Genomic DNA, 26505 nt, shown 5'->3' with positions numbered 1-26505 from the left:
CATCCGCACGCGACAGCAACATCCCACTTCCGCGTAGCACGAGCATTGCTAGGTTGCCCTGCGTGCCCCCCACCTCCCGCACCGTGCTGGCCGTGATCCTCGGGATTGCCATCGGTGTGGCGGTTGGCCTCGGCGGCTTCACCTTCGTGTACGCGAAGGGCTCGTCCTACCTGCAAGACGACCCGGCCGCCTGCGCCAACTGCCACATCATGAACGAGCAGTACGAAGGCTGGCGCAAGAGCAGCCACCACGCGGTGGCCACCTGCAACGACTGCCATACGCCCGCGGGTTTCCTGCCCAAGTACTACACGAAGGCGAGCAACGGCTTCTGGCACTCCTACTACTTCACCACCGGCACCTTCCCGGACCCCATCCGCCTGCGTCCGGGCAATCGCGTGGTGACGGAGAACGCCTGCCGCAAGTGCCACGGTCCCATCGTGGAAGCCATTGAAACGCCCCCCACGGGCCACGAGCAGGTGGCCCCCAGCGAGCAACTGCAGTGCCTCACCTGCCACAACTCCGTGGGCCACCCCGAAGGTTCGGGGAACCCCGAGCTCATCCGTAAGGAGAACGCACGATGACCGAGCCCGAGAAGGCCCCGGAGAAGCGCCGACGCTTCAGCGGCACCAGACTCGTGGTCGCGGTCGCTGTCGCCGCGGCGCTGGCCGCGGCGGGTGTCACCGCGCTCCTGGTCAACATCATGGAGCGCAAGCAGGAGGCGAGGAACCCCTTCTACCGGGTGGTGGAACTCGACGACACCATCACGGACCCCGCCGTGTGGGGGAAGAACTTCCCGCTGCAGTACGACGGCTACAAGCGCACGGTGGACCAGCAGCGCACCCGCTACGGCGGCAGCGAGGCGGTGGCGCGCACGCCCACCCAGGCGGACCCCCGCTCGGTAGTGGCGCAGAGCCGGCTCGAGGAAGACCCGCGACTGGTCACCATGTGGAGCGGCTATGCCTTCGCCACCGACTTCCGCGAGGAGCGTGGCCACGCGCACATGCTCGAGGACCAGGTCTTCACCGAGCGCCAGCACGTAACGCAGCAGCCGGGCACCTGCATCCACTGTCACGGCAGCGTGTACGTCCCCTACAAGAAGCTGGGCGACGGGGACCTCATCAAGGGCTTCGAGAAGATGAACCAGATGCCCTTCGCCGAGGCGCGCAAGCTCGTGGAGCACCCGGTGTCCTGCATCGACTGCCACGACCCCTCCACGATGCAGCTGCGCGTCACACGCCCCGGCTTCATCGAGGGCATCGCCGCGCTCAAGGCCAGCCAGGGCGTGCCTGACTTCCGCGTGAATGAGCACGCCACGCGCCAGGAGATGCGCACGTACGTCTGTGGGCAATGCCACGTCGAGTACTACTTCAAGGGCAAGGAGAAGCGCCTCACCTACCCCTGGGCCAAGGGCATCAACGTCGACCAGATCATGGCCTATTACGACGAGGACGGGCACACCGACTGGACCCACAAGCTCACCGGCGCGAAGGTCCTCAAGGCGCAGCACCCCGAGTTCGAGATGTACAACCAGGGCATCCACGCGAAGAGCGGCGTGGCCTGCGCCGACTGCCACATGCCCTACCAGCGTGAAGGGGCGATGAAGATCAGCGACCACCACGTGCGCAGCCCGCTGCTCAACATCAACCGCGCCTGCCAGACATGCCACAAGTGGAGCGAGGCGGAGCTGCTCGACCGCGTGGAGACCATCCAGACGCGCACCTTCGAGACTCGCAACATCGCCATGGACGCGCTGGTGGACCTCATCCACGACCTCGAGAGCGCACAGAAGGCGGGCCTCCCCGAGGAAGCACTGGCCAAGGCGCGTGACTTCCAGAAGCGCGCCCAGTTCTACCTGGACTTCGTGGAGGCGGAGAACTCCATGGGCTTCCACGCGGACCAGGAGGCGGTGCGCATCCTGAGCAACTCCATCAACTTCTCGCGCCTGGGCCAGAACGCACTGCGGCCCGGCGGTGGAGCCTCCACCGCGCCGAACCAGCGGCCCCCGGGAGCCCCCAAGGCCACCGGGAGCGAGGGCTCGCGGCAGGGCTCCAGGTAGCCACGGGTTGACGCACCTCCGGTGGAGGCAAGGCCATCTCCGTCTTCGTGAACGAAAAGGGCATCACGAAGAACGTGCCTGGCACCACGTCGGACCGGTGGTTCTCGAGACCCGGGCAGCTTCCGACGCGGCGGACAAACGCGTCCTCGAAACCCGGCAGGACATGTCCGAGCACTCCACGGGCCAAAGGAGAAGCCGCTCCATCTTCTTCCGACTGGACGGAGGGCCCCTTGAGCATCGGCCCGCTGAGCGGGGACTGCATGTAGCGTCGGCCATCTGGCGCCGCCCGACAGAACGGCACTTGGATTAGACTGACGGCCATGAACCGTCAGACATCGCGACGCCGCTGCTTGCTGGGGTTGACCGTCATCGTGCTCACCACGGGCTGCGCCAGCTACAAGAGTGACATGGAAAACCTCTGCCACTCCGTGGAGCGCTCGAAGGCCCGCGACCTGCCCATCAAGGAGGAGGACGTCCTGACCATCGCGGCATCCTGGGCCGGCGAGCGCGCTCGCTCCGAGGACGGCCTGGCGTTGCTGAATGCGGTCGCCCATGTCGAGCCCGGGAGCAAGGGCCGGGTCATCCGGGATGCAGCGAAGGATGCGGGAGTCTTGAACTGCCCGTTCGCCGATGAACTTGAAGCCTCCGTCCTCGCGGACCGGGCGCAGCGGGAGCGTAAGGCGCTGATGCGCGAGCAAGCGCGGTCAGCGAAGGAGCCCACCGCGCCGACGCCGGCGCCCTAGACACAGCCGCGCGCGGATGCGCTGCATCAACGCGCACTCTCCACCCGCTGGCAGGCATCGTTCACGTCCCTGTCTCCGGCCCCCCGTTTGCGAGGCTCCAGCGAGACTGGTAGACGCTCTCCAATCCCGCCGCTTTGGCGGGTCTGACGCGGAGAGCCTGGATGAACAGCCTTGGACGCCTTGCAGTGGTGTGTGGCCTGTTGACGCTGATCGGTTGCGGTCCGGAAGCCCCTGTCCCGGAGGCCTCGGAGGAGGCCACGACGAGCCAGACTGCCGTCCCCGTGGGCCATCCCATCTGCCCGGAGGTGATGCCTCCGCTGTGCGAGGACGGCGACCTCTACCCCATCTACTCGGGCAAGTGCCTCATCGGCTTCAACTGCGTTCCCCATGTCGTCGCCAACGCCATCTGTCCGAACCCGGTCTATCCGGCCCCGGGCTTCTGCGAGGACGGCATCATCACCCCGGTGTACGTGGGCGGCTGCATCGTTCGTTATACCTGCACGCGGTAGTCCCCCGCGCGCCCGCCCACCGCTGGTTGCGTGGGCGGGCCGCATCCTCACCGCTACTGGCAGGCGATGCCGGGCAGGCCCCGGTACGCACCCTGCGACGTCCACCGCGTATACGGCGTGCCGCACGAGCCCGCGTACGGGTCATCCGTGCCGTAGCCCGGCACCCAGTATTCGAAGTGCAGGTGTGGACCCGTGGAGGCACCCGACGAGCCCACTCGCGCAATCCAGTAGGCGCAGTCGAGCGACGTGCCCCGGGCGAACTGCTGCGTGTAGGCCTTCAAGTGCCAGTACCAGGTCTGGGTGTTATCCGGGTGCCGCATGATGATGTAGTTGGCCGTGTAGAGGCCGCAGGCGGCGTAGGGGTTGGACTGGTTCCAGTAGTTGCACCGGTCGTAGTACCCATCCACGTTGGACTCGATGTAACCCCGCGCGGCATTCATCGCCCAGACGCCGTAGTCCATCTTGCTGAACCCGCCGACCAGCGCGTAGTCCGTGCCCGTGTGGCCACTGTATCGAACACCACCACAGGCGTAGTCCCGGCCACCGTAATCCTTGTACGCGCTCACGGTACACCCGCCGTTTCCGCACTGGTCCGCGAGCTGCGACGCGGGAAAGCGGAACATCGTCTGCGCGGAGGACAGGGCCGGAAGGGCCAGCAGCGAGAAGGCCAGCGCCACCGTGAGCTGCTTCAGCATCGCGCGCATCACTTCTCACCTCCCAGGTCCGCGGAGGCCGCGCCCGTTCGCACGTTCAGCTTCCAGAACTCACCGCCGCCCGCGTTGTAGCGGAGCACGTCGTCGCTCACCCACTCCATGTGATGACTGGAGACGGGCGGTGGCACGAAGGCCTTGGGCGGGCCGCCATACAGCATCGTGCTGTCCATCCCGACGTTGGTGAGTTGCTTCGGCGCCGAGCCATCCACGTCCGTCACGTAGAACGACGCCACGGTGGTGCGGCCGGACACGAAGACCACGGTCCTGCCATCCGGAGAGATGCTGGGCGTCGCGTCCACGCCGGGGCCATCCGCCAGCACCTTCACTCGGCCCTTCATGTCGATGATGCCCACGGAGGTCTCGTGCTTGGGGCCACGGGACATCGCCAGCGTGGCCACCAGGGCGTCGCCCTTCGCCGTGGGGAACAAGTCTCCGCCCACACCCTGAGCCAGCAGTCGCTCGCCGCCGTTGGCATCGCGCAGGCGCAGGTTGCCCTCGCCATCCAGCAATGCCACCTCGGGGCCTACCGTCCGGGCCTCGCGGTACTTGAACTCACGGGCCACCACGCGCACCGCGCCCGTGGCCTCATCGTACTGGACGATGGCCAGCAGCGGCAGCTCGTCCGTGCCCAGCGCCTCGGCGGGAATCTCCGCGACCACGCCCGCCAGCATTCCCTTGCCCTGCCCGAAGAGGTGGACGAAACGGGCCTTGGGTCCGAACTCCTTCGCGACAGCGGGAGCGATGAAATCACGCGCCTTCGTCACACGGCGCAGGTCCGCCGGATTCATGCGGTCCGCCGCGGAGGCGCTCGCAGCCGCCAGCGTCAACACGGTGAGTGCCAGGAATTGTCTTCTCATGTCGCTCCAGGGGTGAGGGGTGACCCATTCGATGATGTGTGACGAATGGGTTTTCCTACCGCACGGGAACGAGTTGCTTGGAAACCAATGATTGCTTGAGCGCGTAAAATTGAAGACAGGGTGTGTTTCGGAGCTCCTCGGGTCGCGGATGTTTTCAGTCCGCGCGGTCGCGGCGTTCAGGCCGCCGCTTGATCGGCGCGGGGGGCAGCCCCCTGCCACGCGGCCTGACGTTGAGGCGCGCGCGAGGCATGAATGGCATCCAGCAGTCGACGGCCCGTCTCGCGGTAGTCAAAGGAGCGCACAGCCCGTTCGCGTGCGGCCCGCGCCATCCGCTCGCGCAGCGCCACATCCTGCCCGAGCCGGAGGAACGCGTTCGCCAGCCCCTCTTCATCCCCCTGTGCCACCAGCAGCCCATCCGTGCCGTCGGAAATCATGTCTGGCGTGCCGCCGATGATGGAGCAGACCGGGGGGACGCCACACGCCATGGCCTCCATGACCGCGACGGGAGAGGCCTCGCCGAGACCAATACTGGAGAGCACGAAAGCATCCGCCCCGTGCAGCAACTCGATCACCGCGGCTTCTCCGAGCGGCCCCACCAGCTTCACGTGCGGCTCCAGCCCGAAGCGGGCAACGGACTGGCGGATCTCCTGCTCGTGCGGCCCCCGTCCCCCCACGGTGAGGTGTGCTCGAAGCCCTCGGTCCAACGCCTTGCGGAGTGCGGCGAAGGTATGGACGTGGCCCTTGCAGAGGTGCAGCCGCCCAACGGAGACGAGGTGAAGGCCGCGGGGGGACTCCACGCGCTGCGGCGGAGGAACGAAGCGGTCGGTGTCCACCCCCATCCACAGGGTGTAGGTACGCTCCGGCGGCAGCCCCACGTCCTCGATGAGTTCGCGCTGCATGGGGCGCGCGGCGGCGGCCACGAACGTGGCGTCCCAGGCCTTCGCGGCGTGGTCCGTTCCATACACAGGCAGGTCGCCGTGGAGGTGGAAGCTATAGCGCGGACCGCCGAGGATTCTGCAGAGCGCGAGCACGTGCGCGGCGTCCGCGGCGGAATGGCCATGAATGTGGTCCAGCTTCCGCTCGCGCGAGTAGTGGAGGAAGTCCACCGCGCACGCCAGCATCCCCAGCGCTCTCGCCTTCTGCTTCACGTTCACCGAGAGCCTGGAGACATACGCGAGGGCCTTCGCCATCCCGGGGAAGTCCCGAGGCGAAAGCAGCGCCGACGAGAGTCGGGGCGGGTAGAGATACGTGGTCTCGGAGGCCGCGCGCTCCGCCCATTCATGCGGACATCCCTCCACCGGGCGGCGCGTGGAGAAGATGTGTACCTCGACGCCAGCGGCGCGCAGGGCGGTGATCTCCCGCCAGAAGAAGGCGTGGGTTTGCGTGGGGAACTCTGGGATGAGCATGCCCAGACGAAAAGGGGCGACCGTCATGGCCCGCGTTCTATCCAGAAGTGTCCACGCCATGGAACAGCCAAAGCACGACGGGCCCGAAGTGGTGGAGAAGTGTGCAGTGCAAACCAAAAATAGACGGCCTCATTCGCACTCGCGATGTGGTGCCTCCCTGGGTCTTGCCTACCCCCAATCTCCACCCATGGCACACGGCTGAGAGTCAATCCATGTCCAGGAAAATATGCGCCGTCATTGTCGTCACGCCGCGAGGGCCCATTGGCGTTGGGTACCCGGGGTGCCTGAACGCCCTGGCGCGTCTGACAATTTTGACAGGGAGGGGATGAGCACCTGACGTTGGCAGCGAGCCTCGAGCGTGCGCGAGGGCGGCCCGGCGCGCGCGGCGTCCTTGAACCACGGACGCCGCGGATCAGCTCGGGCGAGCATCGCTTCCGCTCTCAGGACGACGGACTCCAACCGTTGTCAGGAGGAGCCTTCCTCGAGACGGGTGAGGCCCAGCGTGTCCGCATAGCTGTGCAGGCCGCGAATGTGATTGCCACCGTCAACCGCGAGGGTGTCCCCGGTAATCCATGACGCGAGGTCGCTGCAGAGGAACGACACCACCTTCGCCACGTCCTCCGGCTCGCCACACGGCTTGCCGAGCGGAGTGTGGGCAAGAAACTCCCGCCCCATCGCCCCGGTCAGGAGTCCAGCCCCCTCAGCCAGAGGGGTGCGGATGGCTCCCGGTGCCACGACATTCACGCGGATGTTGTACCGCCCCAGCTCCGAGGCCGCGACCTTCGAGAAGTTCGCGAGCCCCGCCTTGGAGGCGCAGTAGTGGGCGAGCCCGTCCGTCACGGCCGTCTGGTTCAACGAGGAGATGTTGACGATGGAGCCCGGCTGCTTCGCGGCGACCAGCGCCTTCGCCAGTGCCTGGGTGAACAGGAAAGGGCCCTTGAGGTTGATGGCCAGAACCTGGTCGAACTCCTCCACCGGCAGCTCCAGGATTGGGCGGAGGGTGGCCGAGCCTGCGTTGTTCACCAGGATGCCCGGGAGGCCGAACTCACGCGTCGCAACCTCGATGGCCCGCGCCACGTCCTCCACATGGACCACATCTCCCGCGAAGGGCACGGCCCGCGTGCGCCCCTCCGCCACCCGGTTGAGCTCCACGGCGGCCGCCTCCACCTTCTCCCGGGTCCGCCCGAAGAGGAGCACGTTGGCTCCGTCTCGCATGAGCCGCGAGGCGATTCCCAGCCCAATGCCCTGCCCTGCTCCTGTCACGATGGCACTGCTCGACACCAGCTTCATGGTGGCTCCTGTTTCCAAGTTTCAGGTACAAGCCTAGCAGCCCGGTGGCGGTCTGACGCCGCGGCTCTTCGGCCATGAGCATCCACTCCTGTCCGAAGAGGCGGAGCCCAGCGGCGTGGTGTCGCCCGTGTGGGAAGTGTCAAAGGTTGCCCAGCCGCTCAGCGCGGCCCCGCCACGAAGGCGCGCAGGTCCGCCACCAGGGCGGGGGCATCCACGAGACGGGCCGGAGCGAGCGTGCCCGGGGGAGCCTCCTGCTCTTTCGCCAGCCGATGCGGCGGCCCCCATGAGCGGCCATCATCCCGCGTGGCATACGAGAACCACAGCGTGCGAGGCTTTTCGCCGGTCCGCTCCAGTCCCGCCGAACCCACGAGCACGCCGCGGCCTCGCGCGCTGATGTCCAGGTCGTGGACTTCGAGATACTCGCCGTTCCAGGTGGGCGCGTTCAGCTCCCTTGGAAAGCCCAGCGTCGCACACGTCGCGGTGACGAAGTCGTCGTCCGAGCGGACGACGGTGAACGACTGGCCCGGGTCTCCCATCTGTCGCTGGGTGATGAGGATGACCTTGTGACTCGAAGGTGACACGTAGAAGCCGACCTCTTCCTCTTCATGGCGGGGAACCACCGCGCGCCAGCCCTTCGGGCCCTTGATGAAGAGCACCATCCCACTCGCCGCTTCGGCGGCTTCCCGCGGCTCGCGCAGGTAGCTCAGCTTTCCGACGAGCAGGTCCTCGCGCGTCGCGACACCCTTGAGCCCGAGCCGCGCCGCGTCGTTGACGAGCTGCTCGGTGAGGGGGCGCACACCCGCGCAGGCGACTTCGTCCTCCTGGGTGGACTGCTTCTCGCCCGCCCATCCCGTGGCCGCGAGAAGGACGGCCGCCGACGCAGCACCGATGACAAAGCCCTGCTTCCTCATGTGCTCCACCTCTGCCGCCATCAGAGTGGATCCAGCTCGGGGTGTCGAGGTGCTGGACACGGATGGCGAAGGAATCCCGTCGCCCTCGTTCGATGACAAGCAGATGCGATGCCCTCACATGGCGCCCCCGCCTCTGGCTTGTCGTGAGTATTCGAGCGGGCAATTCGCACTCGAGCTGTAGGCCTATCGAAGTGTCTCTCTTTCCTGGAGGTCCCATGTCCTCGATTCGTCCCCTTGTCGCGGGTGCAGTCCTGTTGTCGATGGCAGTCCCGGGAGCGGCGTTCGCGCGCGCCGCGTCTGGCTTCCTTGGCAGTCCCTACAATCCGGCGGATGCTGGTTGCTTCAGCAACTACTACGGCTCCGCTCGCAACAACTGCTCCACCACGAGGAGCTGGTGCATCCCGGCGGTGGTCGACCCCGCTGGCTCGTATACCGTGAATGTCGTGGCGTACGCGCCGAACACGTCCGCGACGGTGGGCTGCTACGCAACGGGTGTGGATGACGCGATCTCCGCCGTCTGGACGTCCGGGATGCGCTACGTGTCGTCCTTCGGATCGGGCGCGCGGTACATCACCCTGACCGGCGCCTATGTGCCGGGCAACGGGCAGCTCTTCGTCTGCTGCGACGTCGGCCCTGGCGCGGGCGTCAACGGCATTCTCTGGTAGGGATTGCCTGACGGGAACGGCCCAGGTGTGGCCGTTCCCGTCATTTCCGAGCGGAGCGCGTCAATGAGAGTCGAGAGAATCATCGTGGGCACGCTCCTCGTCGGGAGCCTGGTCATCCAGGGGCTGCATGCCCAGAATCAACGCGAAGCACTGGCCCTCCTTCGGGATGAACTGGACCGCGTCTCCGTCTCAGTGGAGAAGCTGCAGCGGGTTTCCTCGGCACGTGGAAGCGAGCCCCTGGCCCGGTTGACACTCGCGCCCGTACGGCAGGCCTCGCCGACAGCCGCCGTCGCACCCGCCCACGAACTGGACGAGCCCCTGCCCCCGCCGCCCCCCGCCGCCGTTCCCTTCGACGCCAATGCCGCGCGCGCCCACGTGGAGCGGACTTTCGAGCACGAGTCCTCCGACAGCGGTTGGGCCTCTGAAGCGCAGCGGGAGATTCGTGAAAACCTGTCGTCGCACCTGCCAGCGACCGCGTCCGTGCGTGACTTGGATTGTCGCGCGACGCTCTGCCGTCTGGAGGTCGACTTCCCGGTGGAGACAGACTTCCAGGAGGCCATGGGCCGGCCAGGTGCCATGGCGCGCCTGTGGAAGGGACCGAGCATGGCCCGCATCGACAGAGACAGCACTCGTGGGTCCGTGACGGTCGTCGGGTACCTCGTCCGTCCGGGTCATCCCATGCCGGTGGAGGCCCCCACGGGCTCTCTGTCCACTCTCGAATAAGGCCTCATCTCAAGGCCTGATTGGCGAAAGGCGTCACGCATCGCACCCTCTGTCGGTTCTGGGCCGGAGAGGAGCATGAGATGAGCGCCAGTCATTGGTCTGTCCTGTTGACGTTGGGCCTCGCGGGATGTGGTGCGCCCACCCGACTCGAACTCCAGGGAGCGGGCCTGACGCCGCTCCCGGAGAATGCCTCGGTGGCCCGCACGAGCGAGATCGCTCGAGAGGACTCCCGCCACGCGTGCCCCGGCGCCGCATCTCGCCTGAAGGTCGTCATCCCCCCCGGGTCCGGGGCCTCCATCAACGGGCCCTTCCCGGAGTCGTTCGTCGACGTGCGAGGCAAGCTCTACTTCGCCACCAACCTGTTCGACGGCAGCGCGACCCTGTGGCGCAGCAATGGCACGGAGGCCGGCACCGTCCCGGTGAAGTCGTTTCCCGCCGCCCCTGTCGGCGTCCCCGCGCTGAGAAACCTGTTCCCCGTGGGCGACCAGGTCTTCTTCCAATTCGATGAACCCTCCACCGGCCGGGAGCTGTGGGTCAGCGATGGCACCGAGACCGGAACCCGGCTCGTCAAGGACCTCACACCCGGCCCCGAGGGCACGTATCTCGCGGCCGTCGCCGCGCAGCACGGTCAACTCACCTTCCTGAGGCTGTGGTCCTTCGCGCCCGGCAATCCTCAAGTGGAGCTGTGGCGCTCGGATGGGACGGCCTCGGGCACGGTGCGGTTCGCGAACTTCGGGACGAGCTCGACTCTTGGCAACGTGTCGCTGCAGGTGGGCGACAACCTGCTCTTCTTCCTGGCCTCGCCCGAGCAGGGCACCGCGCTGTGGCGCACCGACGGGACCGCGAGCGGAACCCAATTCGTCAAGAAGCTCGATGCCCAGGTCGTCAATCTCACGACCACGGGACAGGCGGGGGCCGTGGGCCTGTTCCTGTTCAAAGACGGCGCGAACACGGAGGTGTGGAAGACGGACGGCACGGCCTCGGGCACCCTCCGGCTGGACGCGTTCGGAAAGAGCGTCAACCTGCTCGGGGCGCTGCACGACACCGTCTACCTGTCCTCGGTGGACAGCACGACGATGCTGATGCGCATCGAGAGTCTGTCCCTCCAGGGCGGTGGCAAGGCCTCCGTCACCACGCTCCCCAATCCGTTCGCGGGCCAGGAGGCCGCCTACCCCTACCCGCAGCAGATGGCCGTCTCCGGGGACCTGCTCTACTTCTCCGTGGCCATCGCCAGCCCCGGCCCCGCGCCCCGCGCCGCGACGCTGTGGGTCTCGAACGGAACCGCCGCGGGCACCCTCCCACTCTCGGAGTCCCTGAGCCTGAGCGATGAGTACGCCTCGCCCTTGTTCCCGACCGGTGACGGTGCCGCGCTGTTCGTCGCGTCGACGACCCACACCAGCCTGGAGCCCTGGTTCACCCAGGGCACTGTCGCGACGACCCGGCTCCTCGCGGACATCCATCCGGGTCCTGCTTCATCCATCCCCGATGGCTTCGCCCGCGTGGGTGATCGCATCTACTTCCGCGCCGTGGACGACACCGGCTCCTATCAGCCGTGGTTCGTGTCCTGTCCGCGAAAGTGACGCGCCCCGTCTCCATCCCGGCCTCCGGAGTCGTGCGCAGCAGGAGAAGATGCGGCCCTCCCGGTCGACGTGGGTAAGGCCTCGGACAGAGGCGTCCCAAAACAGGACCCTCACACGCTGGCGCTTCTCACGAGCGCGATGGGAGTTCCACTCTCGCGCACGGGACAGCAGGTGGGCCTCCGCTTCGCGCGGCGGGCCACCCGCATCGCGGCGTTCGGCCAGACATGAAGGGGTTCTATCGGTGGCGCTCCGCTTCTTCTTTCATGAAAAGTATTTCCATGAAGAAACCCTCGCGCCACCAACCCCCTCCTGATTCCGAGCGCACACTGGAATCAACCATCCCGCGGAAGCAGCTCCATTCCATTACCAGACGCTTCACAGCCCCCTAGGACTGTCGCCACCTTGGCACAAGCAGTGCTCAGGCACCTCGCCCACACGGCCGCTTGAACGGCCGCTTGGGGAGGGACTTCATGAAGAAGTGTATTGGCCTTGCACTCGCTCTGACCATCGTCGCCTGCGGCAAGGCAAAGGACGACGAAGCGCCGTTGATCGATCCGCCGGAGACACCCACGTCTCAGACCGTCGCGGTGCGCCTGCTCGGAGTCAACGCAGCGGGGCCCGTGCGCGTGCAAGTCTCCACGCTGGAACTGACGGTGGATGGCAATCCGTTTCCGGCTCGGATTGGCGGCAGTGAGATCGACCTGGGCAACGACCAGAACGCGTGGGCCGTGACAACGTTTGACCTTCCCGTCGATGCACGCAAGGTCGCGATCAGGCTGAAGTTCCAATCCGAAGGCATCATCGAGCGCAACGGGAAGTCGCAGCTGCTCGACCTGAGTGGCCCACCGATCTCCCTGATCGCGGACGCCGCGCAGATCCGGACTCGCAACAAGGTGGTGGTCGAGTTCGATATTGCCCGCTCCCTGGTCGAACGTGGCGAACAAGTCTTCATGTTCCCGGAGTTCATCGTCCGCTACTGACGAGACTCCGGGCGGCACGAACACAAGCAACAAGCAAGAGCTGAAGACAGTCCAAGCATTTTGAAGTGAGGGCAGGATATCATGCGTTGGGGATGGTTGGCGGCAACAGCGGCAGTACTCACGGGCAACGTCGCGCTTGCGCACGAACTGGCGTGCGACAAGCGGGTGAACGGCGAGCTCATCTACGAAATTCAGTCGTACCCGGCGACGCTCGAGTGGACGATGACGGTGCGCAACGTGCACCGCACGAGCGCGTCGGACGTCGAGGCGGTGGAGGATCGACTGCTCACCGACAAGTTCGGTTGGGCACCTCAACGAACGCCTCCGTACAGGCTTGCATTTGGCGAGTCACACCGAGAAGTTCACGAACACCGTGAACTCGTTCGAGGAATGCAAGCAGCTCGCGCTGGCGGATGGCTCGAACGACGAGCTCATCGACAACGTGTTCTCGGCGACCTGGGATGATGGCGAGACCCAGTGTCGGGCACGCGTCGTCTGCCTGCCGCTTTGCCCGCCTCAGACGTGCATCGGAGAGCGGGGTCCCCCGGGGGCGGAGGGGCCAGAGGGGCCAGCGGGGGCCCAGGGGCCCGTGGGTGATGCGGGGCCCGAGGGGGCACAAGGGCCCCAGGGAACCAGCGGACCGCCGGGGTTGCCAGGCGCCACCGGAGCGCAGGGACCCGCGGGGCCCATCGGCCCTATCGGTCCTATTGGTCCTGCCGGTGCCACGGGCCCGGCGGGCCCTGCTGGCCCCGTGGGACCCGCGGGGCCTGTCGGTGAGACGGGTGCCACTGGTCCCGCCGGCCCTGCTGGCGCCACCGGTCCTGCCGGTCCTGCTGGCCCCGCCGGTCCTACCGGGGATACAGGTGCCACCGGCCCTACGGGCCCTGCCGGCGCAACCGGCCCCGCGGGTGCGACGGGGCCCGCTGGCGAGACGGGTGCCACCGGCCCCGCGGGGCCTGCCGGGCCCGCCGGCGCAACGGGTCCTGCCGGTGCAACGGGTCCTGCCGGGGAGTCCGTGGTCGGGGCGTCCGAGCCCCCTGGGGTGAACTGCCCCACGGGCGGTGTCCAGTACACCTCCGCCTCTGGCGTCAACTACGTCTGCAACGGAGCTCCGGGCCCCGCGGGTGACACCCTGGCCTTCGGCTACTTCTATGCGCTGATGCCGCCCGACAACGCCGCCACGGTCGCGGCCGCGTCCGCGGTGGACTTCCCTCGCGATGGTGCGACGAGCGGAATCAGCCGGGCCAGCGCCAGCGAGTTCGTCCTGCCAGCGATTGGCGTCTATGAAATTTCCTGGCAGGTCAGCGTCAGCGAGGCCGGCCAGCTCATCCTCGGGCTCGACAGCGGCTCAGGGGTGGTGGAGCAGATCAGCACCGTGGCTGGCAGGGCGACGGGAACGTCCCAGATCATGAACCACGTGTTGATCACGACGAGCTCCGTGAACTCGCTCTTGACCGTCCGCAATCCCGCTGGGAATTCGCCGGCCCTGACGATTACGCCTCTCGCCGGCGGCACGCGGGCCGTCTCCGCGACACTCCTGATCAAACAAATCCAGTAGGCACCGGCCCCATCAGGGCCGGTGTTCCGGGGAGGCCATTCGCGCGGTTCGAGTGGCCTCCCCTCGAAGTCTGTCATTTCGGACGCAGGGCCAAAAAGGCATGACACCTGCCCGGCTCGAATTGCGCAGACACCTCGTGAATGCTTGCGCAGTAAAGGGCTGTCAGTCCATGACATGAACACCGTCAGGAGCCGCGGTTAGGGTGTGAATTCCTAACGCTCCCTGGAGGTCTTCATGCAATTGCCGCGATTTTCTGTCGTACTGGTTTCAGCCTGCGCCGCATGGCTGGTGGGCTGTGGGGATGCGCCCGCGGACTCGATGGAACTGGCGGACGGGCTCTCCACCATCGACCCACGGTCGGGCCCCACGGGGGACGGGACCTGGATGGGCGAGCCCACGGGCGCGGGCTGCGAACCCGACGCAGGCACTCCGCCGCCCACGGATGGCGGACCGTCTGCCGACACCGTGCTGGTGACGAGCACCACGCGCTTCTTCACCTCGGTGGGCATCTCCGAGCAGGTCGAGGACTTGTCTGCCAATCCCCCTGAGATCCTCGTGCCCCAGGGCGCGACCTTCTCCCTGATTCTGGGCTCCGCGGTGCCCGGTGGCTGGGAATTCCGGGGCGTGCCCCAGGGGCCGTACTACCTGCACACGGGGACCTCCCACGTCATCACGTCGGCGCGCCACGTGGACGTCGGCAGGAACCGGCTGGGCCGGGACGATGCCGTCTACTCGGAGTTCAACTGGGCGCCCCTGCAAATCAACCTCTTGAACCTGGCGCCATGGACGCCATCCGGGTCCGGAAACCTGCAGCCCGGCTCCAGCCTCCAGCTCACCTCCGGGCAGGTGGACCTGTTCGGCTGGATGGACCTCTTCGAGAGGGTCCCCAGGGGGCAGACGTCCATCCTCACCAACCAGGCCAGCCTGTCGCTCGGCAGTGGCTACAACATCCCCATCTTCGAGGCCGCGCGCGGAGACCGGATGTATGTCAATCAACTGAGCCAGTTCAGCGCGCAAGCGCTGTCGGATGGGACACCCGTGGGCTACGCCGCCGTGGAGCGCTCCCTGGAAGTGGGCGCGTTCGACTTCGCGCCGGACGGGGTCAGCCCGCTGCCGGTCTCCGGCATGCTCCAGCCCGTGAGGATGCGCGAGTTCCCCGTGGAGTGGCGCCTGCCCGCGTTCACGCGCTTCGCCTCGGAGGTACACCCGCTGGCGGCGCCCTGGACGCCCACGCTCCAGGTCCTGCCCGCCGCGCATGGGCTGTCCAAGGGTTGGATCGGCTACTCGGGTGAGCTGCTCACCCTCCGCCTGCCCCGAGCCTCCTCGTTCGACTACACGACCCGCCTGAAGTTCGGCAATCCGTTTCCCCAGAACTGGGGTGTCGTAGGCGCCTCGGGCTACAGCTTCCGGCACTCCGCCCCGCTGCCGGACGGCTCGGGCAACTCAATCGCCATCTCGGGCACCATCTCCACGGTCGACACGCTCGACAATCTCATCGCGGGGCCGCTGCAGCCCCGGGTGTCCCCTCCCCGCTCACTGACCATCGACGGCGTGCCCGCGAGCGTGCCGCGCGAGGTGGGCTCCGCAAGCCCCGTCATCGCCTGGGCACCGCCCACGCTCGGCACGCCCAATGCCTACCGGGTGGCCTTCTACCGGTATGACCCGGACCTGAACTTCGCCTTCCAGACGACGAGCCTCTATGTGCCCGGCTCGGCCACGCAGGTCCGACTGCCGCCCGACGTGCTCCTACCGGACAGCATCTACTACCTGCGTGTGGGGGCCATCGACGCCCCTGGCTTCGACATGGAGCGCCACCCGTTCACGACCCACGAGCAGGTGCCCTACAGCAGCGCGGATGCCGTCAGCTCCCTCATCACCACGCCGTAAGCGGCTTCGGTGGAGCTGAAACGTTTCGCCAGCTCCTGGCCACGCGGCCCGGGTCCGGACGGGGTCAAACCTCACCGGGCCCGGGCCGTGGTGTCAGGAGTTGCATCTTCCGCCACACCAAATTGCGGACCTCCCTCGTCTTCCGTGCTAGGCAGCGCCCGCCGAAGCGCCTCGGCCGGGTGACAGCTCGAGGGCCCTGGGGTGTTGAACCAGTCCAGAGCCTCCAGACCTGACCCACGGCACCGCGCCGAAACAGGGGGACCGCATGTTTCCGAAGACCGGGTTCACGAGTGCCGTCACCACGGTGCTGCTGGCGTTCGCTCCGCGAGTCGCCGCGGAGCCCACCGTCCAGGCTCCGTCCGCCTTCTTCCTCTCCCGGAGCGAGAACCGGAACCAGGTCCATTACGCCGTGGCCCTGGATGAGGGCTGCCGCCCTGTCGGCGCGCGTCCCGTGCACGTGTACTGGCGGATGCTGGAGCGGGGCGAAGCGGAGGTCGAAGCGCTGCTGAGCATCGAGCTTCCCGCCTATGGACTCGAGGACGCGCAGCAGGTGGAGTCCACCGCCGAGGGTGGGCGGGTGCGCATCCGCCTGCGGTCATTTCCGGATCGCCCCATCGACATCACCACCACCCTGGTGCGCGGTCAGTGCTCGGTGCAGGCCTGGACGAAGTTCGGCGCCAACACGGCCCAACTGGTCCACATCTTCGTGAAGACGTCCTGGCCCTTCTCGGTCGACTTCGTGCGGCTGGATGGCGTGGGCGCCGAAGGTCAGGCCCTCTCCGAGCTGATCCGCCGGTAGGACGTCCCGCCCGCGCCGGAGCCATGAAACACCGGTGTGATACCCCTGGAATTTCCAGCGGTTCCGGCTGCGTCAAAAAATCCGCGCGGAAGTGACAACCTCAGGGGGAACGGGGCCGATAATGCCCGCATGACCAGTGTCGTCGGCCCCCGCCGCTCGCCCCTCTCCGCTCGCCCGACCGAAACTGAAACCGCGCGTGAAACGTCTTCACCCCGGGCACCTGCCCCGGCGCGCAACGAGTTCGAGCCCTCGCGGCAGGGACTCGCGGGCCTCACCCCCTCCCTGCTGACGAAGCTCGGCTCCGTCTTCGTGCCTGGCGCCCCCACCGTCGCGAACGCGGCGGCCCCGAGCGCGAAGGCCGCGACGGGAACGGCGGCGACGCCGCTGACCCCCAGCACGAGCCCCAACGCGGCCATCCAGGACAACGCCACCGTCACCAGCACGCTGGACGTCGCGGACGACGCCAAGGTGGAGTCGCTCAAGCTGGACCTGGACATCGCGCACACCTACCGGGGTGACCTGACGGTGACGCTGACGTCCCCGTCGGGCAAGAGCGCGGTGGTGTCCAACCGCCAGGGCGGCTCCGCGGATGACCTCAAGGGTTCGTTCGACCTGAAGGACTTCGCGGGAGAGCCCACGAAGGGCACCTGGAAGCTCGAGGTGAAGGACACCGCGAAGGGCGACATCGGCACGCTGAAGCAGTGGGGGATGAACATCGTCCCCGAGACGAAGGCGCCCGAGCCGGACCCGGAGCCCTCGGATGACCCGTTCGACGGCCTGCGCGACGACGCGCTGCTGAAGGCCGTGAGGGACTCGGCCTCCGGCAAGAAGGTGGTCAGCTACAACGAGGCGCGCAACATCATCTTCTCCAGCCTGGACGTGAACGCCGCCGGCAACGTGGAGTGCGTCTACACGGGCGTGGAGGTCAAGGGCGGGAAGATTCCGAACAGCTCCGTGATGAACGTGGAGCACACCTGGCCGCAGTCCAAGGGTGCCACGGGCGCCGCCAAGAGCGACCTGCACCACCTGTTCCCCACCGACAGCAAGGCCAACTCGCGGCGCAGCAGCTTCCCGTTCGGCGAAGTGGTGAACGTGAAGTGGAGCCACAACGGCGCCAAGCTGGGCACCGACGCCAAGGGCAACACCGTGTTCGAGCCGCCCGACTCCCACAAGGGCAACGTGGCGCGCGCGATGTTCTACTTCTCGTCCACGTACAACAAGCCCATTCCCGCCGACGAGGAAGCCGCCCTCAAGGCGTGGAACAAGCTGGACGGAGTGGACACCGCGGAGATCGAGCGCAACCGCCGCGTGGCCAACATCCAGGGCAACACCAACGCGTTCGTCGACAACGCGGACCTCGCGGATCGCGTCAAGGATTTCTAGACGCCCGCTGAGCCGCACCGGAGATGAAGCACAGGGGTTGGATGGCTCGAGCCGTCCAACCCCTTTCATTTGGAGCCCGTCCATCCGCCACCGCGACATCGCTGCCCGGAACTCGTGGTGTGGGGAGTGCTGACAATCCTGTCGCGATGGCTGCTCGCCCACTCCCGCGACTCCGGGGAAAAGCGAGGGGCGTCGCGAGGCATGGGTGTTGCTTGGAGACAATCGCCACCCAGCCACAGGAGCGACTGTCTGACTCGCCTCGCCTTCGTCGCGCTGCTCCTCCTCGCCCCGGCGGTTCGTGCCCAGGCGGAGTCCCCCAGGCCCCAGGCCGAGTCCACGGCGGCCATTCCGAAGACCTCCATCTGGCTGTCGCCCGTGACGCACGCCTTCTTGTTCTTGGGAGGGCCGATGACGGAGCGGCTCCACGTCGCCGTGCCGATTGGCGTGGGCCGGAGCTTCTCGGAGACAACCACGGGGGTGCTCGAAGTCACGCCCATGCTGACGCGCAACAGTTGCAACCGCGAGTCCATGCGCTGCGACACGATACGGCAGCTCAAGGTCACCCTGGGCCTGGCGTGGAAGCCCGCGCCCAGGGCTCGTGGGCAGGGCTTCTTCTTCCAGCCCAGGTTGAGCGGCATGTGGACCTTTGACAGCCAGCATTTCCGTCCCTTCGGAAGGGCCTCCGCGCTGACGTATGAGCAGGAACATGGCTTCCAGGTCACCCTGGGGATGGACGTGGGCTACCGCGTCGTGACGCGACGCTCTGGGTTCTTCTTCGAGCCCATGCTCGGACTCGGCATGGGCTACAGCGTGAACCAGCGACGCAAGGCCATCGACGTGAGCTTCCAGTATGGAAATCCCATGACGGAGGACCGCACGGACCGCGCCATCACCGACCTGGACCTGGACCTGGTTCGCCTGGGCGTCACCTTCTGAATCCAGTGTCCCGGTACTCGATACGGAGCAGGCTCTCGCGCGCCAAGAACCATTCGCTCACGACGCGAGATATTCATGGAAACCTCCGCGCATGAAACAGGCTCGGTACATCGGGCTCGTCTGAGATTTCCCGGTATCAACGACTGAAACATACGTCATCAGGCGGATACCCCTCGCCATGTGGGCGGCTTGGGTATACCGGTTGATTCATGAGCCGCTCGTCAGCTTCGGTCGGGACATTGCTGGGTCAGAAGTATCAGCTGCGCCAGAGGATTGGCGTGGGGGCAATGGGCATCGTCTACGAGGCGGCGGAGCTGGACGAGACCGACGCGGTGGCCATCAAGGTGCTCCAGCAGCACCTCCTCGACAACGAGGCCGTGCTCGCGCGCTTCCGCCGTGAGGCGCACGCCATCGCGGGGCTCCAGCACCCGCACCTGGTCGAGGTGAAGGACTTCCAGTGCAACCCGGACGAGCCTCCGTTCATGGTGATGGAGCTGCTCCAGGGTCAGACGCTCCGACTCCTGCTGAAGCAGCAGGGTCCCCTGCCCGTCGCGCGCGCGGTGGCCATCGCGCTGCAGACGTTGTCCGCGCTGGAGACCGCGCATCGCGCTGGGGTCATCCACCGCGACATCAAGCCGGACAACCTCTTCATCGTCTCGAGCGAGACGGGTGACAAGGTGAAGGTGTTGGACTTCGGTGTGGCGAGGCTGCTCCACGAGGACGACGCCTCGGCGGTGGGCGCGGAGGCGGGAGCCTGGGTGGGGACGCCGTCGTTCATGGCGCCCGAGCAGGTGCGTTGCCAGCCCGTTGACGCGCGCGCGGATCTCTACTCGCTGGGTGCGTGTCTGTACCAGATGGTGACGGGGAAGCAGCCCATCGACGTCGCCGACACGGTGGCGCTCTTCTCCGCCATCGTGGAGCGGGTGCCGCCGCTCGCCTCAGCGATTCGCGCGGACGTGCCCGAGGACTTCTCGCGAGTGCTTGCACGCGCGCTGCACAAGAAGCCCGCGGAGCGCTTCGCTGATGCCGAGGAGATGGCACAAGCGCTCAGGCCGTGGGCCACCCCACCCGGGATTGAGACTGCGCTTCAGATTGACGCCGGACCTGAGCTTCCGATCGACGCCGGGCCTGAGCTTCAGTTCGACATTGCGCATGAGCTTCCGCTCGACGCCGCGCCCGCGCCTCAGCTCGACACCGCGCCTGAGCCTCTGCTCGACTGCGCGCCCGCGCCTCAGTCCAACGCAGCCCCTCAGCCCAGCGCCGCGCCTCAGCCCAACGCTGCGCCTGCGCCGCAGCTCAACGCCGAGCCTGCGCCAAATCTCGCGCCTGTGGATGAGCGTGCTCCGATTGTACCTATGGCGCCGCTGCCGCCCCTGCCCCGGCGCCGCTCGGCCATGAAGGAGAGCCTCATGGTCGTCGGAGCCACCCTGCTCGGGCTCGTGGTAGGCGTGGCGCTCGGCCTGTAAGGCGGGGGCCTCACACCGCGAGCATCGTCTGTGCCTTCACATCCTCGCGGGCCGCGACAAAAGAAGACGCGCCCCTCCACGCTGACGCAGGGGCGCCCAAACCTCGAGCACGGGGAGCATGCTCAAGGTCCGACATCGAAGAATGACTCTCTCCAATGGAGCGGGAGCCCCAAGGGCCCCCGCCCCTCCCGCCCTCAGTGGACGATGAACGTCGAGGGGAGCAGGACCTTGGCGCCTCGGCCCTGGAAGAGGCTGTCCTTCAGGTGCAACTGGATGACGACGTGCTTGCGCTTCTCCAGCTCCGCGCGCTTGGTCGTGAACAGGATGGAGCCCGAGCGAGCGTTGATGAGACCCGGCGCGCCGGACTCCCGGAAGGCCCCCATGTCATCGAAGTGCACGCGCACGTCCGCCGACTGCGCTTCCGCCGGCAGGTAGAAGTACCCCAGCAGATAGGCGTGGTCCGTCTGAGCCAGGTCCATGGAGCGCGCGGACGCGGCGAGCTGGAACGGAATCGACTTGCCCTGCGCAATCACCTCGATGCGCCCCACGCCCAGCAGCGCCTTCTCATACAGCTCCGCATCCTGACCGAGCAGCCGCAGCTCGAAGCGGTCGCCCTCGGGCACCACGATCGGGTCCGGTCCACCGCCTCCATCACACGCGCTCAGCGTCAGCGCCACGAACATCCCGGACAGGGCCATCCACCTTGAATTCGTCATCATGTCATCCCCCCTTTCAGTACTGCGGTTCCACGGCCCGCTCCTGCCCCAGCAGCGGATCCATCTTCCAGATCTTCTTGCTCAGCGGCACCGCCCTGCGCTGACCGGAGCGGTTGTGCTTCTCCAGTTGCTCCAGCGCCTGCTCCAGCAACATCGGGTTGGGAGCAACCCACGCCTCCAGGCCCGTCAGCGCCGGAGCCTGGGTGCCGAAGAACCGCTCGTTGCACGTGGCCGTCAGCAACTCACGAGCGACCTTCACCTTGAGGGACTCGAAGTCCGAGCGGATGGCACCGCCCTGCGAGATGGCCGGGTTGGCCCAGAGGATGCCCAGCGCGGTCTCCGTCGTCGTGACCTTGCCCAGGTTGCCCAGCGAGATGGGGCCCGGCGCCAGACACTCGCTCAGGGCGTCCTCGCTGGAGCCATAGAAGCCGTGGTCCCGCGTCAGCATCGGAGGCTGTTCCTCACTGCCCACGGGAGGAGGCAGGTTGAAAGCACATGTCGCGCCGTCCGCGAACTGCGTGGCGGGGCCGGTGGTGACAGTGGTCAGCGCTCCCGTGACCAGGTTCACTGAATAGAACGTGTTGGCGAGGTTCACGTTCGCGTTGGTGGACCCGTAGAAGAACAGCGATCCGGAGACCGTGAAGAAGGCGGAGACCATGGAGTTGCCCACCGACGGCACACCGTTGATGAGTGTCGGGAGGAGGAAGTCCAGGTGGGTGCCCAGCACCGGATCGATGACGGTGACGCGCTGGGTGGCGCTGTTGAAGCCATACAGCAGGCCGTTGATGGGGTTCACCGCGAAGTCGGCGACCCGGAACGTCGCGGGAGTGCCCACGACGACATCCGACAGCGTCGCGCCCGTGGCGGTGTTGATGCGGACCAGGTGGTTGCTCGTGATTTCGAACCCGAGATAGGAGCCATCCTGGAGGACGGCGCCCGCGCCCCAGAGCGCCGTGTTCGCGGCCCCCGTGGCGAGCGGAGCGATGACATCGGACGAGCCATTGGCGTCCACCCGGATGAAGCTGGGCTGGACCACGCCGTCGGAGCTGATGGCATACAGGAAGCCGTCGACATGGTTGAAGGCGAGGGCATTGTACGGCAGCGAGGTCTCCCCCTGGAGCGCGAGCGTGGCCGTGCCAGGGTCGAAGATGTACAGACGCGACGGCCCCACGGGCAGCCCGGCGCTCGAGGAAGACGCCGTCGAGATGTAGACCGTGTCGTCACACGACAGGATGCGTTCCTGGGCGCAGAGCACGTTGACGCCGTCCTGGGCGGAGCCGCTGTCCCAGCCGATGCTGAAGACGTTCGTGAAGGAGGCCTCCTCGCTGGGTGTGGAAGGATTGGCGTCCAGCGCGCCCAGCGCGATGCAGGCCTCGTAGCTGGGCACGGGGAATGAGCACTGATACGTGACGTTGCCACCCACGGGGACCGTCCGCGGCGGCGTGGGGTCGAGCGTGCACGCGGTCAGGAGCGGGTCTGCCGCCAGGAGGAGAATCGACTCCAGCGTCGGATGGATGTTCGTCGCGCTGAACGTGAAGTTCAGCGTGTTCGGATAGGTAATGATCGTGGCCTGCTTCACGCCATTCACGAGCTTCTCCGCTCGGAAATCGTGAGCCCAGACACCCGGGGCCCATAACGCGCCACCGAGCAGGACTCCAAACCATCTGCGATTCATCTTTATGCCTCCGCGCCCTTGGGGGTTACGGCCAGGGACGCCGGACGCCCTGCACGGAAGGTGCCCGCTTTGGCTTGGTTCACAAACTATTCCCGGTGACGCCTGCGAATGCCCTTCAGTCCCGGCGTGTGATGAACACGCGGCATGAACAGACAGACATTCTCGGATGATGGGTGCCCGAGAGTGATTGTCTGCCCGATGAAGGGCTCGACACCCGCCCCCCAGGGCAACACCGCCTGCGGGCCAGGACGCGAGGGAAACAACCTACACGGAAATTTTTGGCAAAAGAGCCCTGCAACAATTCCAGTCAAAACACATATTCCGTGTCGGGTGCTCAGGAAGGAGCCACGGGCCCTGACTCCGCGACGGGCCCGAGGGCGGAGCCGGGCTGGGACTGGTCCTCGGTGCGCAGGTACCAGGGCACGCTGATGACCACCAGGCGCCGGGCTCCGGACAGCATCAAGGTGCTGCGCAGGAGCTCGGAGCGGCGCCCATACATGACAGCCCGGTACCACCGGCGCTCCAGCAGCTCCGGCAGGACGACGGCCACCGTGCGGTGCGGGTCCTCGGCGAGGAGTCTGTCCACGTAGTCCAGCAGGGGCTGCACGAGCCCCCGGTAGGGCGAGGGGACTTCGTCCAGCCTCGGCACCTGGAGGCGGGCCCGCACCGCGGGCTCCTGGACGAGCGCGGCCCACTGCTCGGCCAGGGAGCCCGGGGCGGCCTCGTCCTCGTCGGTGCGCACATGGACCGCGCGGACGTCATGGCAGAGCCCCAGCGCGAACCGCAGGGCGGTCTCCGACGCGTGGGACCAGCGGCTCATGGGCACCACCGCCACCATGCTCCCGCGCGAGTCCACCGCCATGGGCCGCTGAAGCCCTGTCGTCTCGCGCACGCGCAGATAGGCCTTGTGGACCCGACTGAACAGCAGCACGCCCAGCGGGATGATGACCACGGCGGCCCAGCCGCCATGGGTGAACTTGGCGACGATGACGATGGCCAGCGCAAGCCCCGTCAGAAGCGCGCCCACGCCGTTGAGGACGCGGCGCCACCGCCACCCCGTCTCGCGGCGGCGCGTCCAGTACACCACCATGCCCGTCTGCGAGAGGGTGAAGGCGAGCAGCGCGCCAATGGCGAACAGCGGGATGAGCCGGTCGGTGATGGCATCCGAGGCGAGGATGAGCAACCCCGCGAGCACCGCGAGCAACAGGATGCCTCGCGAGTACGCCAGCCTGCGTCCCCGGTGCACGAAGGCCACGGGCAGATAGCGATCCAACGCCAGGAGCCAGCACACGCGAGGGAAGCCCGCGAAGCTGGTGTTGGCCGACAGCGCGAGCACGCCGAGGATGGACGTCATCGCGACGTAATAGAAGACACCCCGCCCTGTCACCGCCGCGAGCAACTGGGACAGGACACTCTGGTAGCCCGGGCCGTCGGGCGCCGTCGCGCCCACGCCATAGACCTGGCACAGCGCGGACACGCCGAGCAGCAGCAGCACGAGGACGAGGATGATGAGCGACAGCGTGAGCCTGGCGCGGCGCACGGAGGGCGCGCGGAACACCGGCACCGCGTTGCTGACCGCCTCCACGCCCGTCATCGCCGTACAGCCGCTGGCGAAGGCCCGCAGCACCAGCCACAAGCCCACGCTCGCCGAGGGCGAGGGCAGCGCTGGCGGAGGGATGTCACTGGCCGGAGCGCCCCCTTGCGCGAAGGCCCGGAACGCACCGACGGCGAGCAGGATGAAGAGCGAGCCGATGAACATCGCGGTGGGCAACAGGAACAAGGCCCCGGCTTCCCGCGCGCCTCGGAGGTTGACGAGCGTGAGCAGGCCCAGCAACCCCAGCGCGAGCCCCAGCGTGTGCGGCCGCAGCGCGGGGAAGGCGGAGACGATGGCGCCCACGCCCGCGGAGATTCCCACCGCCACGTTGAGCAGGTAGTCCAAGAGCAGGGCGGACGCCGCGAGCAGCCCCACCCGACGGCCCAGGTTCTCTCGCGCCACCGTATAGGCACCACCGCCGCGCGGGTAGGCTGCGATGGTCTGCCGGTAGGAGGACGCCACCACCACCAGCAGCCCGACGATGCACGCGGTGATGGGCAGCAGCAGCTTCACGCCCGTGGGGCCCAGGGGGCGCAGCACCGTGAGCGCGGCCTCGGGGCCATACGCCGCGGACGACAGCGCATCCAGCCCGAGGAGTGCCACGCCCGCGAGCACGCCCACCTGCTCGTGTGACGCCTGCGCCGTCGTGAGGGGCTTGCCGAGCAGCATGTCCATCCAGCTCCGGCGGCTCGTCCTGGCGTGTTCCATGCCACCCCTCTGGCGCCCCTCGTGGTCCCGTCGCCGGGCGTCCCTCACGGGCAACCTGGGGATGCCACGCTCCAGGCAGAGCGGGCGGCGTGCCAGGCGCGCGACTCCACCCAATCCCTCGCATCCGCCCCAGGACACGTCGCATGCCTCCGCGCGGACACCTTGCTGCCCCGGGGTGATGGGCTGCCAACACCCGGAGTCCGCTTGTGTCGTCCCCGGACGCTCGGCCCTGGAGTCGGCTTCACGGAGCCCTCCCTGATTGGTCACTTCCACGTCCACCCCGCAAATCGCATTGGAGGGCAGCACGTATGGCCATGAGGCACTGCTGGACGCTATCTGTCATCGCCACCCTGGGAGTCTCCGGGACAGCGGTGGCGCAGGAGTCGGAGACGCGCGAGTCGAGCCCGGTGGAGCCGGTGGAGATGGATGTCCGCGCGGAGCACGGGATGGCCGGCCCCCAACTGGCGGTGGGTATCAACCTGGGCCTGGGCGCGGGCTACGTCTACAAGGACGGCACGTCGCGCACGGGGACCCGGGAGGACTTGAAGATCACCGACGCCGCCAACGCCTCCCTGCCACTGATGCTGGAGCTGGGCTATCGCTTCAACCCCCGCTTCTACGCGGGGCTCTGGGGCAGCTGGGAGAAGGTCTTCACCAAGACGAACGACATCTCCTGTCCGGAGGGGTTCGACTGCAACAACTCCCAATGGCGCTTCGGCCCCGAGGGCCGCTTCCACTTCAATCCGGAGTCGGGCTTCGACCCGTGGGTGGGGCTGGCCGTGGGCCTGGAGTTCCTCAAGAGCCACGTGGAGGGCACCACCCAGGTGCCCGTGCCCGGCGGAGGCACCGTGGCCGCGAACATCGACACCCAGGTGACGGACCGGGGCCCCACCTTCATCCGCCTCAGCGCCGGAGGCGACGTGCGGCTCACGCGCTACGTCGCGTTCGGGCCCATCGTCACCGCGTCGCTGGGCAGCTACACCGTTCGCACGGGTGACCAGACGTTGAGCATCGCCGGCCTGCCCGGGCAGACCTCCCCCGTCTCCGCCGTGGACGACGGCTTCCATGCACTCTTCACCCTGGGCGTGCGCGGCGTCTTCCGCACGTTCTGAGGCGCGCGGAGCAGGCCCGCGAGGCGGAAGACCGGGCGAGCCGTCCACGACGGCCCGCCCGGCCCGGTGCCCGATTTCCCCCGCTCCTGACACGATGTCTCGTGACAAGTGCACCTGGGTCACAACCGCCCCTCCCAAATGTTGCCGTGGCGCGTCGGAAAAGGCTCACTCCCCGGCTCCCAGAGGCCCTTCCCAAACCTTTCCTACATGTCAGGGGATGCAGACCTATTTACAGTCA

At 67.4% G+C, this 26505-nt stretch carries 24 protein-coding genes; 16 read left to right on the top strand and 8 right to left on the bottom strand.

Annotated elements, in window-relative coordinates; genetic code table 11:
* Positions 1–62: 62 nt before the first annotated feature.
* The 4 genes from nrfH (at position 63) to HUA76_RS28610 (ending at position 3308) form a co-directional block, all read left to right on the top strand.
* A complete protein-coding gene (gene nrfH / locus HUA76_RS28625) occupies positions 63–581 on the top strand; it encodes a cytochrome c nitrite reductase small subunit (protein WP_174462636.1) in 519 nt (172 codons plus the stop codon).
* Positions 578–2056 carry an ammonia-forming cytochrome c nitrite reductase subunit c552 gene (locus HUA76_RS28620; protein WP_174462635.1) on the top strand — a complete coding sequence of 493 codons (1479 nt, stop codon included), beginning with the start codon at positions 578–580 and terminating at the stop codon, positions 2054–2056. The genes nrfH and HUA76_RS28620 overlap by 4 nt, the downstream gene beginning before the upstream one ends.
* Before the next feature lie 320 nt (positions 2057–2376).
* Positions 2377–2799 carry a hypothetical protein gene (locus HUA76_RS28615; protein WP_141647450.1) on the top strand — a complete coding sequence of 141 codons (423 nt, stop codon included), beginning with the start codon at positions 2377–2379 and terminating at the stop codon, positions 2797–2799.
* Between the two features lie 161 nt (positions 2800–2960).
* Positions 2961–3308 (top strand): hypothetical protein, encoded by a 348-nt coding sequence (locus HUA76_RS28610; protein WP_141647451.1) that lies wholly within the window; start codon positions 2961–2963, stop codon positions 3306–3308.
* Between the two features lie 53 nt (positions 3309–3361).
* On the opposite strand, the gene HUA76_RS28605 is transcribed toward HUA76_RS28610, so the two are convergent.
* From HUA76_RS28605 to HUA76_RS28585, 5 genes are all read right to left on the bottom strand, one after another.
* Complete coding sequence (locus tag HUA76_RS28605) at positions 3362–4012, bottom strand: M23 family metallopeptidase (RefSeq protein ID WP_254614547.1); 651 nt, start codon at positions 4010–4012, stop codon at positions 3362–3364.
* Complete coding sequence (locus HUA76_RS28600) at positions 4012–4878, bottom strand: PD40 domain-containing protein (protein WP_174462634.1); 867 nt, start codon at positions 4876–4878, stop codon at positions 4012–4014. The genes HUA76_RS28605 and HUA76_RS28600 overlap by 1 nt, the downstream gene beginning before the upstream one ends.
* Positions 4879–5054: 176 nt before the next feature.
* Positions 5055–6311 carry a glycosyltransferase family 4 protein gene (locus tag HUA76_RS28595; protein ID WP_174462633.1) on the bottom strand — a complete coding sequence of 419 codons (1257 nt, stop codon included), beginning with the start codon at positions 6309–6311 and terminating at the stop codon, positions 5055–5057.
* A 438-nt stretch (positions 6312–6749) separates the two neighbouring features.
* Positions 6750–7574: an SDR family NAD(P)-dependent oxidoreductase gene (locus HUA76_RS28590; protein WP_174462632.1), complete on the bottom strand. Its 825-nt coding sequence runs from the start codon at positions 7572–7574 to the stop codon at positions 6750–6752.
* Positions 7575–7732: 158 nt separating this feature from the next.
* Positions 7733–8485 (bottom strand): hypothetical protein, encoded by a 753-nt coding sequence (locus HUA76_RS28585; protein WP_174462631.1) that lies wholly within the window; start codon positions 8483–8485, stop codon positions 7733–7735.
* Positions 8486–8700: 215 nt separating this feature from the next.
* On the opposite strand from HUA76_RS28585, the gene HUA76_RS28580 reads away from it, so the two are divergent.
* From HUA76_RS28580 to HUA76_RS28535, 11 genes are all read left to right on the top strand, one after another.
* The gene (locus HUA76_RS28580) at positions 8701–9150 is read left to right on the top strand and encodes a hypothetical protein (protein WP_174459433.1); all 450 of its coding nucleotides are present in this window, start codon (positions 8701–8703) and stop codon (positions 9148–9150) included.
* Between the two features lie 63 nt (positions 9151–9213).
* Complete coding sequence (locus tag HUA76_RS28575; protein ID WP_174462630.1) at positions 9214–9873, top strand: hypothetical protein; 660 nt, start codon at positions 9214–9216, stop codon at positions 9871–9873.
* 80 nt (positions 9874–9953) lie between these two features.
* Positions 9954–11453 (top strand): hypothetical protein, encoded by a 1500-nt coding sequence (locus HUA76_RS28570; RefSeq protein ID WP_174462629.1) that lies wholly within the window; start codon positions 9954–9956, stop codon positions 11451–11453.
* A gap of 470 nt (positions 11454–11923) precedes the next feature.
* A complete protein-coding gene (locus tag HUA76_RS28565) occupies positions 11924–12433 on the top strand; it encodes a hypothetical protein (protein ID WP_174459501.1) in 510 nt (169 codons plus the stop codon).
* Between the two features lie 81 nt (positions 12434–12514).
* Positions 12515–12898 carry a hypothetical protein gene (locus HUA76_RS44950; protein ID WP_217440335.1) on the top strand — a complete coding sequence of 128 codons (384 nt, stop codon included), beginning with the start codon at positions 12515–12517 and terminating at the stop codon, positions 12896–12898.
* A 577-nt stretch (positions 12899–13475) separates the two neighbouring features.
* Entirely contained in the window at positions 13476–13991 is a 516-nt protein-coding gene (locus tag HUA76_RS44945) for a hypothetical protein (RefSeq protein WP_217440333.1), read from the top strand.
* Between the two features lie 234 nt (positions 13992–14225).
* A complete protein-coding gene (locus HUA76_RS28555) occupies positions 14226–15878 on the top strand; it encodes a hypothetical protein (protein WP_174462628.1) in 1653 nt (550 codons plus the stop codon).
* A gap of 265 nt (positions 15879–16143) precedes the next feature.
* A complete protein-coding gene (locus HUA76_RS28550; RefSeq protein ID WP_174462627.1) occupies positions 16144–16677 on the top strand; it encodes a DUF4833 domain-containing protein in 534 nt (177 codons plus the stop codon).
* Between the two features lie 129 nt (positions 16678–16806).
* Positions 16807–18060: an endonuclease gene (locus HUA76_RS28545; protein WP_141649009.1), complete on the top strand. Its 1254-nt coding sequence runs from the start codon at positions 16807–16809 to the stop codon at positions 18058–18060.
* 408 nt (positions 18061–18468) lie between these two features.
* A complete protein-coding gene (locus tag HUA76_RS28540) occupies positions 18469–18996 on the top strand; it encodes a hypothetical protein (RefSeq protein WP_141649008.1) in 528 nt (175 codons plus the stop codon).
* Between the two features lie 209 nt (positions 18997–19205).
* On the top strand, positions 19206–20462 hold the full coding sequence (locus HUA76_RS28535) for a serine/threonine-protein kinase (RefSeq protein WP_174462626.1): 1257 nt from the start codon (positions 19206–19208) through the stop codon (positions 20460–20462).
* A gap of 194 nt (positions 20463–20656) precedes the next feature.
* Here the strand turns inward: HUA76_RS28535 and HUA76_RS28530 are convergent, their stop codons facing one another.
* The 3 genes from HUA76_RS28530 to HUA76_RS28520 all read right to left on the bottom strand — a co-directional run bounded on the left by HUA76_RS28530 (position 20657) and on the right by HUA76_RS28520 (position 25155).
* Positions 20657–21181: a hypothetical protein gene (locus HUA76_RS28530; RefSeq protein WP_174462625.1), complete on the bottom strand. Its 525-nt coding sequence runs from the start codon at positions 21179–21181 to the stop codon at positions 20657–20659.
* Positions 21182–21194: 13 nt separating this feature from the next.
* Positions 21195–22853 carry a hypothetical protein gene (locus HUA76_RS28525; protein WP_174458963.1) on the bottom strand — a complete coding sequence of 553 codons (1659 nt, stop codon included), beginning with the start codon at positions 22851–22853 and terminating at the stop codon, positions 21195–21197.
* A 334-nt stretch (positions 22854–23187) separates the two neighbouring features.
* Positions 23188–25155, bottom strand: coding sequence for an APC family permease (locus HUA76_RS28520; RefSeq protein ID WP_254614546.1), 1968 nt, complete (start codon positions 25153–25155; stop codon positions 23188–23190).
* A 308-nt stretch (positions 25156–25463) separates the two neighbouring features.
* Between HUA76_RS28520 and HUA76_RS28515 the strand changes: the two genes are divergently transcribed.
* Entirely contained in the window at positions 25464–26267 is an 804-nt protein-coding gene (locus HUA76_RS28515) for a hypothetical protein (protein WP_174458962.1), read from the top strand.
* Positions 26268–26505 lie beyond the last annotated feature (238 nt).

It is taken from the genome of Myxococcus sp. CA056, assembly GCF_013336715.1.
Classification (GTDB): domain Bacteria; phylum Myxococcota; class Myxococcia; order Myxococcales; family Myxococcaceae; genus Myxococcus; species Myxococcus llanfairpwllgwyngyllgogerychwyrndrobwllllantysiliogogogochensis.
This window is presented reverse-complemented; position numbering and strand designations above follow the sequence as displayed.

Coding starts and splice junctions, on each gene's coding strand:
- HUA76_RS28615 (WP_141647450.1), top strand. CDS start 2,377: ATGAACCGTCAGACATCGCGACGCCGCTGCTTGCTGGGGTTGACCGTC.
- HUA76_RS28610 (WP_141647451.1), top strand. CDS start 2,961: ATGAACAGCCTTGGACGCCTTGCAGTGGTGTGTGGCCTGTTGACGCTG.
- HUA76_RS28555 (WP_174462628.1), top strand. CDS start 14,226: ATGCAATTGCCGCGATTTTCTGTCGTACTGGTTTCAGCCTGCGCCGCA.
- HUA76_RS28540 (WP_141649008.1), top strand. CDS start 18,469: ATGACGGAGCGGCTCCACGTCGCCGTGCCGATTGGCGTGGGCCGGAGC.
- HUA76_RS28515 (WP_174458962.1), top strand. CDS start 25,464: ATGGCCATGAGGCACTGCTGGACGCTATCTGTCATCGCCACCCTGGGA.
- HUA76_RS28525 (WP_174458963.1), bottom strand. CDS start 22,853: ATGAATCGCAGATGGTTTGGAGTCCTGCTCGGTGGCGCGTTATGGGCC.
- HUA76_RS28605 (WP_254614547.1), bottom strand. CDS start 4,012: ATGCGCGCGATGCTGAAGCAGCTCACGGTGGCGCTGGCCTTCTCGCTG.
- HUA76_RS28570 (WP_174462629.1), top strand. CDS start 9,954: ATGAGCGCCAGTCATTGGTCTGTCCTGTTGACGTTGGGCCTCGCGGGA.
- HUA76_RS28535 (WP_174462626.1), top strand. CDS start 19,206: ATGAGCCGCTCGTCAGCTTCGGTCGGGACATTGCTGGGTCAGAAGTAT.
- HUA76_RS28565 (WP_174459501.1), top strand. CDS start 11,924: ATGAAGAAGTGTATTGGCCTTGCACTCGCTCTGACCATCGTCGCCTGC.
- HUA76_RS28545 (WP_141649009.1), top strand. CDS start 16,807: ATGACCAGTGTCGTCGGCCCCCGCCGCTCGCCCCTCTCCGCTCGCCCG.
- HUA76_RS28620 (WP_174462635.1), top strand. CDS start 578: ATGACCGAGCCCGAGAAGGCCCCGGAGAAGCGCCGACGCTTCAGCGGC.
- HUA76_RS28600 (WP_174462634.1), bottom strand. CDS start 4,878: ATGAGAAGACAATTCCTGGCACTCACCGTGTTGACGCTGGCGGCTGCG.
- HUA76_RS28575 (WP_174462630.1), top strand. CDS start 9,214: ATGAGAGTCGAGAGAATCATCGTGGGCACGCTCCTCGTCGGGAGCCTG.
- HUA76_RS28550 (WP_174462627.1), top strand. CDS start 16,144: ATGTTTCCGAAGACCGGGTTCACGAGTGCCGTCACCACGGTGCTGCTG.
- HUA76_RS44950 (WP_217440335.1), top strand. CDS start 12,515: ATGCGTTGGGGATGGTTGGCGGCAACAGCGGCAGTACTCACGGGCAAC.
- HUA76_RS28520 (WP_254614546.1), bottom strand. CDS start 25,155: ATGGAACACGCCAGGACGAGCCGCCGGAGCTGGATGGACATGCTGCTC.
- HUA76_RS28595 (WP_174462633.1), bottom strand. CDS start 6,311: ATGACGGTCGCCCCTTTTCGTCTGGGCATGCTCATCCCAGAGTTCCCC.
- HUA76_RS28585 (WP_174462631.1), bottom strand. CDS start 8,485: ATGAGGAAGCAGGGCTTTGTCATCGGTGCTGCGTCGGCGGCCGTCCTT.
- HUA76_RS28580 (WP_174459433.1), top strand. CDS start 8,701: ATGTCCTCGATTCGTCCCCTTGTCGCGGGTGCAGTCCTGTTGTCGATG.
- HUA76_RS28530 (WP_174462625.1), bottom strand. CDS start 21,181: ATGATGACGAATTCAAGGTGGATGGCCCTGTCCGGGATGTTCGTGGCG.
- HUA76_RS28590 (WP_174462632.1), bottom strand. CDS start 7,574: ATGAAGCTGGTGTCGAGCAGTGCCATCGTGACAGGAGCAGGGCAGGGC.